This window comes from Pseudonocardia endophytica (assembly GCF_004339565.1).
Classification (GTDB): Bacteria; Actinomycetota; Actinomycetes; order Mycobacteriales; family Pseudonocardiaceae; genus Pseudonocardia; species Pseudonocardia endophytica.
In genome coordinates, this window is sequence record NZ_SMFZ01000002.1 from 2,257,044 (window position 1) to 2,271,732 (window position 14,689).

7 protein-coding genes and 1 pseudogene are annotated in these 14,689 nt (G+C 68.3%); 7 read left to right on the forward strand and 1 reads right to left on the reverse strand.

Going from position 1 to position 14,689, the window contains the following annotated elements; all coding sequences use genetic code 11:
• Positions 1–87 precede the first annotated feature (87 nt).
• The 7 genes and pseudogenes from EV378_RS29445 to EV378_RS29475 form a co-directional block, all read left to right on the forward strand.
• Positions 88–1,989 carry a hypothetical protein gene (locus EV378_RS29445; protein ID WP_132430622.1) on the forward strand — a complete coding sequence of 634 codons (1,902 nt, stop codon included), beginning with the start codon at positions 88–90 and terminating at the stop codon, positions 1,987–1,989.
• Between the two features lies 1 nt (position 1,990).
• Entirely contained in the window at positions 1,991–3,601 is a 1,611-nt protein-coding gene (locus tag EV378_RS29450; RefSeq protein WP_132430623.1) for a class I SAM-dependent DNA methyltransferase, read from the forward strand.
• Entirely contained in the window at positions 3,598–4,764 is a 1,167-nt protein-coding gene (locus tag EV378_RS29455; protein ID WP_165922543.1) for a restriction endonuclease subunit S, read from the forward strand. Before EV378_RS29450 ends, EV378_RS29455 begins: the two co-directional genes overlap by 4 nt.
• Entirely contained in the window at positions 4,765–7,935 is a 3,171-nt protein-coding gene (locus tag EV378_RS29460) for a type I restriction endonuclease subunit R (RefSeq protein ID WP_132430625.1), read from the forward strand. It begins immediately after the preceding gene.
• A 120-nt stretch (positions 7,936–8,055) separates the two neighbouring features.
• Positions 8,056–11,229, forward strand: a complete 3,174-nt coding sequence (locus EV378_RS29465) for a DEAD/DEAH box helicase (RefSeq protein WP_132430626.1) — start codon at positions 8,056–8,058, stop codon at positions 11,227–11,229.
• A 1,484-nt stretch (positions 11,230–12,713) separates the two neighbouring features.
• Positions 12,714–13,448, forward strand: coding sequence for a thermonuclease family protein (locus EV378_RS29470; protein ID WP_132430627.1), 735 nt, complete (start codon positions 12,714–12,716; stop codon positions 13,446–13,448).
• 186 nt (positions 13,449–13,634) lie between these two features.
• A pseudogene (locus tag EV378_RS29475) lies at positions 13,635–13,946 on the forward strand (transposase); the annotation flags it as partial.
• Between the two features lie 183 nt (positions 13,947–14,129).
• On the opposite strand, the gene EV378_RS29480 reads toward EV378_RS29475, so the two are convergent.
• Entirely contained in the window at positions 14,130–14,681 is a 552-nt protein-coding gene (locus EV378_RS29480) for an alpha/beta fold hydrolase (RefSeq protein ID WP_132430628.1), read from the reverse strand.
• Positions 14,682–14,689: the final 8 nt, after the last annotated feature.

Below are 14,689 nucleotides of genomic sequence, written 5' to 3' on the forward strand. Positions count from 1 at the left end.
TGAGAAGGGGGCTTCTCAGCGACCCACCTTTCCCGCAGGAACGCGCTGCTCTAATCTCAAGCGCAGATTGTGGGAGGGAGGTGCACCATGGTGGCGCAGCGCGCGACGGTCACGTTGCAGGACATCGCCGACCTGGCGCACGTTCGCCGGCACGTGGTGACGATGTGGCGTAGGCGCCCGCGGGTCCGCGGACGTGTCGTCCCGTTCCCCGAGCCGATGTCCTCGGCTGACGGCGCGGAGCACTTCGACCGCGACGAGATCGTTGCGTATCTGCAGGCCACCGGACGGGGGAACAACGTCGAGGCTGAGCAGGATGCTCCTGCGCTCTCGGTGCCGGACGGCGTCGACGCCGAGGACGTCGTGGCCCTGCTGGCCCTGCACGCCGCGACCGGGGAGGACGTCGACGGCCGCTCGGCGGCCGACCTGGCCGACCTCGCGCGCCGCGTCGACCCTGGTGACGATCTCCTGCTCAGCGAGGTTCGCGAGTTGATTATCACCGAAGCCATGGCGGGATACGTCGACGACCTCGTCGCGGCGTCGTTCGGCCCGTCCGATGCGCTCGCCCGTCTGGAGTCGAGCCGACTTCATCGGCACCCGGGTCGACGCGGTGTCGGGGAGGACCTTGCCGACATCGTAGCCGCGGCCGCCGGGGCAGCGCGCGATGCGCTCGGCGGTGAGGGCGTGGTTCTCGTGCCCCCGGCCGAGGCGTCGATGTTCCGGACGCTCGCCGCGGGATTCGCCGGCGTCGTGCTCGCACCGGATCAGAACCGGGCTCTGCGGCGCCGGGCGCAAATCGAGGAGATCGCCGTCCGGGACAGTCCCGCCGACGCCCCTACGGTGCACGTCCTCTCGGTGATCGGGATGTCCGAGGCCGAGGCGCTGCGCTCGGCCGATGATCTCGTGCTCGGTCTGGGCTCGTCGGACGTCGGCGTCGTGGTGGGCGCCGCCGGAACGCTGTGTGACCCGCTCGTCGGCGCCGCGAGCCGGGACCGCACCGACACCCTGTCCGGCCGGGTCCTCGCCGCCGCGATCCGGCTGCCCCGAGGCCTGTGGAGGAGCGCACACCGGCAGAGCCTGGCGCTGTGGGTGCTGCACGGAGCGCGCCGCAACGAGTTCGTGTCGCTCGCGGACCTGGAAGGCGCGGCGATCGACCTCGATGATCTCGCCGCCGACATCACGGCAGCCCTGCTCGAGCCCGCTACCGACGCGACCCGGGGGAGCCGCGCCCCGCGCTACGCCCGCCGGCGCGATCTCACCGCGGTGCTGGCCCAGGCGGCGGTCGTGCCCCGCGGCGTCACAGCAGTGCGACTCGGCAGCGGGCCGCCGTCCTGTCATCTGGACCGGGTCCACGCCGCGACGCTCACGACGAGCCGCCCCCTCGCGGGATGCGACGTCGCCGTCGCGGCCGCCCCGACCACCATCACGTTGCGTCGGCGGTCGCTCGCCGAGTTGGTGTCGGACGGACAGCTCCTCGTGAAGCACGGGACGCGTGTCGATCTCGCCCACGCCGATCCGGCGGGCACCGTCGCGATTCTCGCTGCGGACAGCGCGGCCGACCACGTTCGACTCGACCCCTTCGACGCGGCCCGTCTCTATCGACGCGCCCACCGCACCGAGCCGGGCGATGTCGTCTTCCTCGAACGACCCTCGCCGACCGCGCGGGTCGATGGGTCCGGTGGAGCGCTCGTCGCGGCGCCGAGCCGGATCCTGCGCCTCCAGCCCGGCGCCCCCGTCGGGCCGCACGTGCTCGCCGCCGTCGTCAACACCCTCACCCCGGCGGGGACGGCATGGACGACGTGGAGCCTGCCGTTGCTGTCTGCGGCCGATGCGGACGCGCTCGACGAGGCGCTCGCCGCCATCGCGACACATCAGGACGAGCTGCGGCGACACACCGACGCCGCGCGCGATCTCGTCACGAGCCTGATCGAGGGCGTAGCCGCCGGCGCGGTGACGCTCGACCCGACCCTCACCCGAACGGAAGCAGGTTGACGTGCCCCCACGCACGAAGAAGGCCCCCACGGCGCCGTCCACCATGAAGGAGCTGGAGGACACGCTGTGGAAGGCGGCCGACAAGTTGCGCGGCTCGCTGTCGGCGCACCAGTACAAGGACGTGATCCTCGGTCTGGTGTTCCTCAAATACGTCTCGGACGCCTACGAGGAGCGTCGCGAGGCGATCCGCGCCGACCTCACCGTCGACGGCCTGGACGACGACCAGATCGCCGACCTGATCGACGATCCCGAGGAGTACCAGGGATACGGAGTGTTCGTCGTGCCGCCCGAGGCCCAGTGGAGCTACCTCGCCGAGAACGCGAAGGGCAAGCCCGCCGATGGCAACGAGCCGAAGCGGTCGATCGGCGAGCTCGTCGACGCGGCGATGGACGCCGTCACGAAGGCGAACGAGAGCCTGAAGGGCACGCTCGTTGTCCGGTACAACCGGGACGGGATCGACCAGCGTCGCCTCGGCGAGCTGATCGACCTGTTCAACAGCGCCCGGTTCAGCCGCCAGGGCGAGCACCGCGCGCGGGACCTCATGGGCGAGGTCTACGAGTACTTCCTCGGTAACTTCGCCCGAGCCGAGGGCCGCCGTGGCGGCGAGTACTTCACCCCGCCGTCGGTGGTGAAGACGCTCGTCGACGTGCTGGAGCCGACCTCGGGCCGGGTGTACGACCCGTGCTGCGGATCGGGCGGGATGTTCGTGCAGACCGAACGGTTCATCCGTCGCCACGACGGCGACCCGACCAACATCCACGTCTACGGCCAGGAAGCGATCGCCGAGACATGGCGGATGGCCAAGATGAACCTCGCCATCCACGGGATCGACCACAGCGGACTGGGCTCGGTCGCCGGCGACACGTTCGCCCGCGACCAGCACCCGAACACGGCGATGGACTTCGTGATGGCCAACCCGCCGTTCAACATCAAGGACTGGACGCGCGACACCGACGACGACCGCTGGCGCTTCGGAGTGCCCCCGGCGAAGAACGCTAACTACGCGTGGATCCAGCACATCCTGTATAAGCTCGCGCCCGGCGGGAAGGCCGGCGTCGTCATGGCGAACGGATCGATGTCGTCACAGTCCAATGGCGAGGGCGACATCCGCGCCCGGATCGTCACCGCCGACCTCGTCTCCTGCATGGTCGCGCTGCCGACCCAGCTGTTCCGCAGCACCGGCATCCCCGTCTGTCTGTGGTTCTTCACGCGGGGTAAGAGCGGTGCAAAGTGGGGCGCGACCGACCGCTCCGGCCAGGTGCTGTTCATCGACGCCCGCGAGATGGGGTACATGGTCGACCGCGCCGAGCGCGCGTTCTCGGATGAGGACATCGTCCGGATCGGCGACACGTTCCGCGCCTGGCGCGGCGCGCCGTCAGCCGAGGCGTACGAGGACATCCCTGGCTTCTGCAAGTCGGTCCCGGTCGCCGAGATCAAGGTCGCGGACTACGCGTTGACCCCGGGCCGCTATGTCGGCGCCGCCGAGGTGACCGACGACGGCGAGCCGACCGACGCGAAGATCGACCGGTTGAAGAAAGAGCTGTGCGAGACCCTCGACGAGTCTGCGCGGCTGGACACGGTCGTGCGCGAGCAGCTGGAGCGCCTGTCGTGAGCGGAGGTTGGCCGACAGCCTCCCTCGGAGATCTCCTCGAGGATGGCGCTCTGTCGTATGGAATCGTCCAGCCGGGCCGCGACGATCCGTCCGGCGTACCGATCGTACGAGTCAAGGATCTCTCCGGTGGCCGGATCGACGGCATCGGTACACTGAAGGTTGCACGGGAAATTTCCGAGCGACATTCGCGCACTCGATTGCGAGGTGGCGAGCTTCTCCTCTCGGTAGTGGGTTCGGTCGGAGAAACCGCTGTGGTTCCGCCCGCACTCGAGGGCTGGAACGTTGCGCGCGCTATCGCCGTGCTTCGTCCGTCCGGAGTCTCGGCCCAGTGGCTCCGGCTCGTGTTCGAGTCCGCCAAGATGCGCGACTATTTCTCTGGCGTTCTCAACACGACAGTTCAGGCGACGCTCAATCTCGCTGATATCAAGCGAGCGAAGATTCCGATGCCGCCTGCTGATGTGCGGACAGCGATCACAGATGTCATCGGCGCGCTCGATGACAAGATCACCGTGAACGTCCGCGTCGTCGCGGCAGCGGACGCCCTTCGTCTGGCCTCGGTCACCGCCGCATCGGTCGGGGGAACCGTATCGCCGTTGTCGGCTCTGGCGCGCTTCGTCAACGGCCGGGCCTTTACTAAGAACGCCACAGGCACCGGGCGCGTGGTGGTTCGTATCGCGGAGCTCAACTCGGGCGTCGGGGGGTCAACCGTCTACAACGACATCGAGGTGGTCGACGATCATCTGACGCGTCCCGGCGACCTGCTCTTCGCGTGGTCGGGATCGCTCACGGTGGCGCGCTGGTACCGGGAGGAGGCCATTGTCAACCAGCATATCTTCAAGGTAGTGCCTGAGGCTGGTCGTCCTCTGTGGCTTGTTGACTACGCGGTGCGGACGAAGCTTGCCGAGTTCAAGGCCGTCGCAGCAGACAAGGCGACAACGATGGGTCACATTCAACGCCACCATCTCGATGAGCCGGTCCCGGTTCCGCCAGGTGAGAATGTCGAGGTCTTGGACGTAGCAATGACCTCGCTGTGGAACCGAGCGCTTGCCGCGGAGCGGGAGTCGTTGCAACTGGCACGGACGCGAGACGAACTGTTGCCGCTGCTGATGTCGGGCAAGGTGCCGGTAAAGGACGCCGAGAAGGTCGTGGAGGAGGTGGTGTAGGTGCTCAACGAGGCGCAGTGGGAGCAGATCGCGCTCGAGCAGTTCGCTGGGCAGGGTTGGCGGCCGTTGCACGGAACCGACATCGCGCCCGGTGCCGATCGCGGGCGGGAGACGTGGACCGACATCGCGTTGCCCGCGCGGATGCTCATGGCGATGCGCGATCTCAACCCCGACGTGCCGGACGGGTACGTGGAGCAGGCCCTCGCCGAGATCCTCTCTCCGACCTCGCAGGACGCCATCACCGAGAACCGTCGCATCCACGGGGTGTTGGTCGACGGGTACAACGCGATCAGCTACGTCGACGCCGAGGGTATCGAGCAGAGCCCGACCATCCGGCTGGTCAGCCACCGCGAGGAGGACAACGAGTTCCTCGTCGTCAACCAGGTCACGGTCCGGTCGACCGACCACGAGCGGCGCTTCGACGTTGTGCTCTACCTCAACGGCATGCCGGTGATCGTCATCGAGCTGAAGAACGCCGGCGACCCGAACGCCACGCTCAGCAAGGCGCACGGCCAGCTCGCGACCTACCTCGACGAGTTCCCCACCGCGTTCCGCTTCTGTGTGCTCACCGTCGTTAGCGACGGCCTCACAGCGCGGTACGGCACGCCGTTCACGCCGCTCAACCACTACTCGCCGTGGAACGTCGGCGAGGACGGGGAGCCGCTCGACACGACGACCGACGTCGACGACCAGAGCCTTGGTGTGGAGCTCGAGTACCTCGCCGACGGGATCGGGAATCCGGAGCGGTTCCTGCAGCTGCTGCGCAATTTCGTCGCGTTCGACGCCGGTGCCGGGGGCTACCAGAAGCGGGTCGCGAAACCGCATCAGTACTTCGCCGTCACCAAGGCGGTCGGTACGACGGTCGACGCCGCGCGCAGCAACGGCAAGGGCGGCGTCGTCTGGCACACCCAGGGCTCGGGCAAGTCAATGGAGATGGAGCTCTACGCCCACCTCGTCGCGCACCACCCGGCGCTGAAGAACCCGACGCTCGTCGTGGTCACCGACCGAACCGAGCTCGACACGCAGCTCTTCGACACGTTCCAGCGCTCCGAGCTGCTGGGCGAGAGCCCGGTGCAGGTGAACACGCGCGACGAGCTGCGCACGCGGCTCGGGGAGAAGAACACCGGCGGCATCTTCTTCACCACCTTGCAGAAGTTCGGCCTGACCGAGGCCGAACGCAAGGCGGGTCGTGACCATCCGACGCTGTCCGACCGCCCGAACGTCGTCGTCATCGTCGACGAGGCCCACCGCAGCCACTACGAGAAGACCTACGGGTTCGCCCGGCACATCCGCCAGGCGCTTCCGCGCGCGACGTTCATCGCGTTCACCGGCACACCGCTCTCGATGGCCGGACGCGACACCGTCGAGGTGTTCGGCGATGTCATCGACACCTACGACCTCACCCGCGCCGTCGACGACGGCGCGACCGTCCCCGTGCGGTTCGCCCCCCGCCTCATCGGTGTGCAGCGCGCCCTCGCCGAGGAGGAGCTCGACCGGGCGGCCGACGAGGCCACCGCCGGTCTCGACGACGTCGAGCGCGACCGGGTCGAGCGGTCCGTCGCGGTCATCAACGCCGTCTACGGAGCCCCGGAGCGTCTCAAGACGCTGGCCCGCGACCTCGTCGATCACTGGGCCCACCGCTCGGATGCGATGCGCCCGTACCTCTCGGCGGAGGACGTGTCGTCGCCGGGCAAGGCGCTCGTCGTCTGCGGCACCCGGGAGATCTGCGCGCGGCTCTACGACGAGATCGTCGCGCTGCGGCCCGACTGGCACGACGACGCCATAGACCGCGGTGTGATCAAGGTCGTGTACTCCGGGTCCGCCTCCGACCAGCAGCCGGTCAAGGCGCACGTCCGCCGCGAGGGCCAGAACAAGGCCATCAAGAACCGGCTGAAGGACGCCGAGGATCCGCTGCAGATCGTCATCGTCAAGGACATGCTGCTGACCGGGTTCGACGCGCCGCCGCTGCACACGCTGTACCTGGACCGGCCGCTGAAGGGGGCGCTGCTCATGCAGACCCTCGCACGGGTGAACCGCACGTTCCGCGGCAAGCAGGACGGGCTGCTCGTCGGATACGCCCCTCTGATCGACAACCTCACCAGCGCGCTCGCCCAGTACACGGCAACCGATCAGGAGCGCAGGCCCGTCGGACGCGACGTCGAGGAGGCCGTCGCGCTGGTCCGGGAGCTGATCGGTCGGATCGACTCGCTGTGCGCGGGTTATCCGTGGCGGACGATGTGGGACCGAAGCGACGCGAGCCTGGTCAAGGCGGCGGCGGGCCTGACCAACCACCTGCGCTCGCCGTCGACCCCCGGCAACCGGCCCGGCGAGGGCGAGGAGACCCTGGCTCGGCGCTTCCGCCGGTTGACCGGAGAGCTGGCCCGCGGGTGGGCGCTCGCAGGCGACGACCTGGCTGATCTGCGCGACGAGGTGCTGTTCTACGGCGAGGTCCGGGTCTGGATGGCGAAGCTGGACGCGCAGGAGCGCCAGGCCGCCGGCGAACCGGTTCCGGAGGAGATCGCGCGGCTGCTGTCCGGGCTCGTCGCGTCGTCCACCGCCACCGGCGACATCGTCGACATCTACGCCGCGGCCGGGTTGCCGACGCCGACGCTATCCAACCTCGGGCCGGACTTCCTGGCGAAGGCGCAGGAGGCGGACCAGACGCACCTGGCGATCGAGGCGCTGCGCAACCTGCTCACCGCGGAGTCGGCGAAGGTGGCGCGGCACAACCTGGTCCGCCAGCGGGCGTTCTCGGAGCGCATCAGCGATCTGATGAACCGGTACACGAACGAGCAGCTCACCTCCGCCGAGGTCATCGCGCGACTCGTCGAACTGGCGAACGAGGTGGCGGCCGAGGATGACCGCGGCAAGTCGTTCGACCCGCCGTTGTCCGAGGACGAGCTGGCCTTCTACGACGCGGTGAGCACCAACGAGTCCGCGGTCGACGTGCAGGGCCCGGACGTGCTCGCCCAGATCGCCCGCGAGCTGGTGGCCGTCATGCAACGTGATGTCAAGACCGACTGGACCGTCCGCGACGACGTCCGCGCCAAGCTGCGCTCGTCGATCAAGCGGCTGCTGGTGAAGTACCGGTACCCGCCCGACAAGCAGCCAGGCGCGATCCGGCTGGTCATCGACCAGATGGAGAGCATGGCTCCGCGCTATGCGGCGTGAGCGAGAGACTGTCCGGATCGAGCTCGGTGTCCTCGTCGGGGCTGGGTGGAGGTCGGTCGCAGCGGGGATCAGAGCCGATGGCTCGTCCGCGGAGATGACAGCAATGGAGCACGAGCGCTAATGCAGGTGCAGACCTCGAACGTCTGGGCCCGACCCGAGACCGTTGCCAGCACTGCGATTCGTCAGTTGCTCGTGCCCGAGGGGCGGCTGGAGCTCGTCGAAGACGCTGAGAACCTCTACGTGACGGGGCCTGCGGGCACATGGCCCGCGACACGGGCGCGAATCGACCCGAGTGTACTAACCGCCCAGGTTCCCGTTCTCGATCAGACCAGGCCCATTGCTCGATGGATCGGTCCGACCGAGCCCATTCCGCCCGATGCCGTGGTCAACTCCTATCGCGATGCCATCGGGTTCCAGCACTGGGATGAGCAGCACAGTCTGCGCCGGCCGCAGATCGGCGCCCTGCACGCGATCATGGGCCATTGGGCCTCCGGCACCGGCGACCCCGCCATCGTGGTTATGCCGACCGGCACCGGCAAGACCGAGACCATGATCGCGACGGCAATCGCACAGCGCGTTCCGAGACTGCTCGTCTTGGTCCCCAGCGTGGCTCTTCGGCGCCAGATCACCAGCAAGTTCCTGCGCCTCGGCATCCTGCAGCGCGAACACATCGTCGCGCCACACGCGCTGCGACCCCAGGTAGCTGCCCTCGAGCACGGCCTGAGCGAGCCCGACGATGCCGCGCAACTTATGGATACAGCCAACGTCGTCATCGCCACTCCCGCCGTCCTCCGCGCGTGCAGCGACCAGGCCCGAGCGGTGATCATCGAGCGGGCCACCCATCTGTTCGTGGACGAGGCACACCACGCACCCGCACCGACCTGGGCCACAGTTGTGGAGGGCTTCGCCGATCGGCCGGTCCTGCTATTCACCGCCACCCCGGCACGCGAGGACGGCCGCCCTCTACCCGGACGGGTCATCTTCCGGTTCCCGCTCCGCGAAGCTCAACGCGACGGTTACTTCACCCGCATCGACCATCGCGCCGTGCTCAGCCTGACCGGCGCGGACGAGGCGATCGCGCTGCTCGCCGTCGAGCGCCTCGAGCAGGACCTCGCCGCTGGCCGCGACCACATCCTGATGGTCCGCGCCGGCAGCGTCGACCGGGCCAAGGCCCTTCACAAGGTCTACGAGCGAGTCGCTTCCCGGCACCACCCTCAGCTCCTGCATGATCGCGTACGACCTCGTCCGCGCCGCGCGGTGATGAAGGCTCTCGCCGAGCGAACCAGCAGGGTCGTGGTCTGCGTGAACATGCTCGGGGAGGGCTTCGACATGCCTTCCCTGAAGATCGCGGCCATCCACGACACAAAGAAGAGCCTCGGCCCGATGATCCAGTTCATCGGGCGGTTCACACGTGGCGTAGACGATCCGGCCATCGGCACACCGAGCGTGTTCATCGTCCGTGACCCGACTCTCGCGACCACTCCGTTGCGCGCGCTTCTGCGGGAGGACGCCGACTGGAATCTGCTGCTACGCGACCTCACCGAGGACATGGGGCGCAGGGTGCAAGATCAGCAGGAGTTCGACGCGTCCTTTGCCGACGCCCCGGATGAGGTCCCGGCCGGGCTGCTTGCCCCCAAGATGAGTGCCATCGCCCATCGCGCCCCGAGCGCATCCTGGGATCCTGACCGTGCCGTGCAGACGTACGGCGCGGAACGGGTCCTCGGCGAGCGCATCACCGTCGGCGCCAACAACACGGTGGCGTGGTTCATCGTCGAGCACCGCACCGACGTCCGATGGGCAGAGCTGCCCGAGATCTGTGAGACCAGCTACGAACTCGTGATCCTCTACTTCCAGCCAGAGTCGAGAGTTCTGTGCATCCACGGCTCCGGCAACGCGGGGAACTATGCCGAGCTCGCGGCCTCAGTCCTGGGCGGTGACACCACACCGATCAACGGACCGAACACGTTCCGGGTGTTCGGCGGGCTCGATCGGCTCACACCGACCAATGTCGGCCTGCTCGACGTCCGCGATCACTTCAACCGGTTCTCTATGCACGTCGGTAGCGACGTCAGTGAGGCGATCGACGATCACGAACGCGGGACCCGCAGCCAGACCCACATCGCCACCAACGCCTTCGACGCGGGCGAACGCGTCAGTATCAGTGCCTCGCTTTCGGGCCGGTTCTGGTCGGTCCGCACTGCGGACTCGCTGAAGGCCTGGGTCGACTGGTGCCACGAACAGACGGAGAAGCTGCTCGACTCCGACCTCGACCTCGAGTCCATCCAGGCGGGGTTCATCATCCCGGTCGACATCGACCAGCGGCCCAACCTCGTCCTGCTCGGCCTGGAGTGGCCGTGGGAGCTCTATCTCGGCGTGTCCGAGGGGCCGACAGTCACATACGACGGCCAGTCGGCCCCGTTGATAGACATCGGCTTCAACGTCGACGACCACGGCAGGGAGGGGCCGCTGCTCTTCTCCCTCGTGAGTGATCACTGGCAGATCCCGTACCGAGCGGACTTCACCCAGGAGAACGGCCTGAAGTATCGCCCCAACGGAGCGGGCGACGGCCGAGTGACCGGGCGCTCTCCACAGCCGTTGGGCGAGTGGATCAATAATCACCGGCCGACCCTGTTCTTCGAGCGCGACCACCTCGTGACCGACCAGGGTCGGATGCTCGCCCCGCGAATCGATCTCTTGCCGTTCGACCCGGACAAGCTCATCTCCCACGACTGGGCGGGCACGACAATCACGGTGGAATCGCAGGGCGTCGAGCGCCGACCCGATTCGATCCAGGCGCAGATGTCCCGGTACCTGCAGCTCCACCACACCTTTGCGGTTCTCGTCGATGATGACCGCGCGGGCGAAGCTGCCGACCTCGTCGGCCTGGCCGTCAACGGCGAATGGTTCGATGTCACTCTCGTCCACTGCAAGTACTCGTCCGCACCTCAGCCCGGCGCGCGTCTCGCCGATCTGTACGAGCTCTGTGGCCAAGCCGTTCGCGGCGCTCGCTGGCGCCAGCATGGCGCGATCCCTCTGCTCCGCCACCTACAGCGTCGAGCGGAGCGCTACGCACAACGGACCGGGCGGACCCCCTTCGAGGTCGGCGACATCGACACGCTGGTGACGCTGCACGAGCGAGCGCCTCAGCTTCGCCCGCGGTTCCGGACAGTCCTCGTACAACCAGGGCTATCTAAGCGACGCTGCGGTGAAGAGCATCTCCGCCTCCTGGCTGGCGCGGAGTCGTACGTCCGGTCTCTTACCAAGGGCACGTTTGAGATCCGATGTAGCGAATGATGGACGCGGTTGTCGGTTCGACACGCAGAACGCGGCAGCGAGATATGGCGGAAGCGATGCATCCGCCTTACCCACCCAACGGGTCTTTCGTCCGGAACGGGGGCGTTCCGGGATCGATCCGCCGGCTTTCCTCTCGGGGTTCCCTCCCGGCGACCGCATCGTGACGCGCAGCCGCCTGCGATTCGGGTGAGGTCGATGGGGGACGGTGTCGACGTTGCCGTCCGGTCGACCGGACGTTGCCGAGCGGACGGAAGGAGATGACAGCCATGGTCGACGACTCGGCAGCGACTGTCCGAGTGGAGACAGGACAAGGTCGCCGGATAAGTTCGGATCATCGCCGTCCGCCGACACCCAGCCACGCTCTGACCACGCCTGCGTCGACGGTGTGGTCGAAACGCCGCTCCGCGCCGGCGGCATCGCGTCGGGTTGATGCTGGACCGCTTCAGTCGACTCGGTCAGCTTGCGCGCCAAGCGCCGCGGCGACGCGACCGGGCCGTGGTTACGGCGGCCCGCGCCGAGCTGCGCGGTCGCTACCTCCAGCGCTGACAGACACAGGGAAGCTCGCGTCGCCCGCGTTCGCGAAGTGCCCGATCGGGTCGGCGACCGGATCGCCCAGGGTGGCAGGATCTGTACCGGCTCGCGGAGGCCGTCACCAGGGACGCGGAGCTGGCGCTGGGCTTAGGAAGGCGTGGTAGGCGGTGGACGGCACCGGCACGCTCGCGGCGGCACTCGTCGCGAACCCGGACGTCGCGTCGTCACGCCTCGGTCGCTACCCCGGCGTCGTGCTCTGTTGCTACAGCAACAAGCCTCGGGGGCCACGTGCGTGTCGAACTGAGTGACAATCGAGACGAACTGTTCCGGACATGACCGGACCTCGGTGGAGCCTTTCAACTTCTTGAACTGCATGTTCGCTCTGGCAGTGGGCTCGCTCTTGTTGCTTCACACCGAAGAGGTCACTGGTTCGATCCCAGTATCGCCCACACGCGTTTTCGCAGTTCAGCCCCGGTCTAGTGCCGGGGCTGAACCATTTCGTGCCACTATCGTGCCACTAGCGACGGCTTGCTACGCCTGCCGCTTGAGTGGGCCGGTGCCTCGCCGGTACGTGGGCGAGGTAGAACCGCAGCGCGTGGCTGAACGCCGCTGGCCAGGGTGTGGTGGACCGCCGGGTCAGTGAACGTCGCCCATGCTGAGACGCCGTATCCGCGACCGATGACGGCGGTGAGCACCACGAGCCGCCCGACCCCGCGATTGTGTCCGGCAGATGCTTCGCGTTCCAATCGAGTCACTCCGCCCGCGAGTCGCCGAGCTCGGCCCCGGAACCGACACCGCAGCGCTGCGTTCCTCGAATCTGATGAGAGCGAACGGAGCAGCGGGCGCTACTCGTAACAGGCCCGCGCCGGCTGCGATAACCCGGGCAACTCGGACGTCACGGACGTCCGCAGCCACATCCCCCACCTACCACCTCGACGAGAGGTCACCTCGCCATGTCCAAAGGCAGCAGCCTGATCGGCGGCGCCGTCGTGATCGGCATCTTCTTTGCAGCCTGCGCCGGCAACAACGACGACGAGCCGACCCCGGCAGCCGCACCAAGCACGACGGCCAGCGCGCCCAGCTACTCGGCGAGCTCACCGTCCTACACGCCGACGACCCCGGCAGCCGACTACTCGCGTGCCACAGCCGACGCGGCACCGCCGTTCGCCGGCGAGCCGCTAACCGTGAGCGAGGTCGTCGACGGCGACACCTTCAAGACCAGCGACGGACGCACCATCCGCGTCCTCGGGATCGACTCCTGCGAGGCAGGCACCTACGGCGGCGACCTCGCCACTTCCGACGCCCGGCTGAAGCTCACGAGCACCTACGACGGGCCCGTCACCGTCACCAGCCAGGCCGGAGTCGACACCGACCCGTACGGGCGGCAGCTGCGCTACGTGCAGTTCGGGTCGAACCACGAGGACTTCGGCGAGTACATGGTCCAGAACGACCACACCGGGGTCTACCAGGGCCGCAACGACGCCTCGCCCGACTACGTCGCGCGGCTCTACGCCCTCGACACGAAGTACTCGGCGAACCCGCCGTCTGGCCGCGAGTGCGGCGACCCCTACCCGTCGACCACGAGCTCGGACGGAAACAGCTACTCGTACGACAACGACGATGACGACTACAACATGCCCGACGGCGCTCTGACCGGCGGCTACTGCGCCCGCAAGTGGTGGTGCTGAGGCCAGGGAAGTCACCCTGCGACGGCCCCCACGAGGGCAGCGCACGACGCGGCCGGCCGCAAGGCTGGACCGCGTACCTTGCCCCCGACCACGCCACACGCCAGGTCTGACGACGCCGCAGGACTGTCCGATCTTCGGCGTAACTGGTCCGACACGCCGAGTGCGGCTCGGCGGGGAGGAGCAGCCATGACCGAGACGATCGAGCCTGTGCCGGATCGGATTGACCAGCAGCAACTCGCCCAGCAGCTCATCGACACCGCCCGCGAACAAGGCGTCGAGCTTGTCGGGCCGGGCGGGATGCTCGCGGAGCTGACCTAGACGGTGCTCGAGACTGCGCTTGAAGCGGAGATGAGCGGACACCTGGGCTATGAGGCGCACGACCCCGCCGGCCGGGACGGGGCGAACTCGCGCAACGGAACCCGCACGAAGACCGTGCTCACCGAGATCGGCCCGGTCGAGATCGAGGTTCCGCGTGATCGCGACGCCAGCTGCTCACCCGCCTCCTACCTGCCGGGGCGCCCCGCCAGCTGGACGCCGAGCAGGCCGCTCGTCTACTGCGCACTGTCCGGCCCCGGGAGACGGGGCCGCGCATACTGCGTCGGCTGGTGGCCGAGCTCATCGCCGAGGTCCGGCACCTGGACCGGCGCATCGCCACCACGACCACCGAGATCAGCAACGCGGTCAGCGCCACCGCTCGCCCATGGATGTCCAGGCCACACGCAGCCGCTCGGGGTCCGCCGGCGGTATGGGCATCCCGAGCGGCTCGGTGGACAGGCGCAGGTAGTCCGCGGCGGTGAGATCATCGGGGAGTGTCGCGGTGGAGGCGCGGGCACGGGTGAGCATGTCTCGCACTACCGGTTCGTCCTCGGCAACACGCAGCGCCCCAGGTTGGATCAGGCACAGGGATCGGACGAGATCGGGCCGGGTGCAGGCGGCGAGCATCGCGGCGACCCCTCCGTAGGAGTGTCCGACGAGGTGGGCGCCGTCACCGAGAAGCGCGACGATGTCCTCGGCGTCGACCGCGTAGTCGGTCCGGTACGGGCCCTCGAGGTCCGGGCTTTCGCCGTGGCCGCGGCGGTCCATCAGGATCAGCCGGCGGTGCGTGGCCAGTGGGCGTTGGTTGCCGAACCCGTAGCGGTCGTCGGTGCCCCACGAGAGCACGCCGTGCACGAACACCGCTGGCGGCTCGGCGGCCCCCGGTCCGGCCAGTACGGTCGCGTTCACCGCGGTCATGTGGGCCT

Excerpts from the sequence above, each read along its gene's own strand:
- EV378_RS29480 (WP_132430628.1), bottom strand. The coding sequence starts at position 14,681 with ATGACCGCGGTGAACGCGACCGTACTGGCCGGACCGGGGGCCGCCGAG.
- EV378_RS29470 (WP_132430627.1), top strand. The coding sequence starts at position 12,714 with ATGTCCAAAGGCAGCAGCCTGATCGGCGGCGCCGTCGTGATCGGCATC.
- EV378_RS29465 (WP_132430626.1), top strand. The coding sequence starts at position 8,056 with ATGCAGGTGCAGACCTCGAACGTCTGGGCCCGACCCGAGACCGTTGCC.
- EV378_RS29445 (WP_132430622.1), top strand. The coding sequence starts at position 88 with ATGGTGGCGCAGCGCGCGACGGTCACGTTGCAGGACATCGCCGACCTG.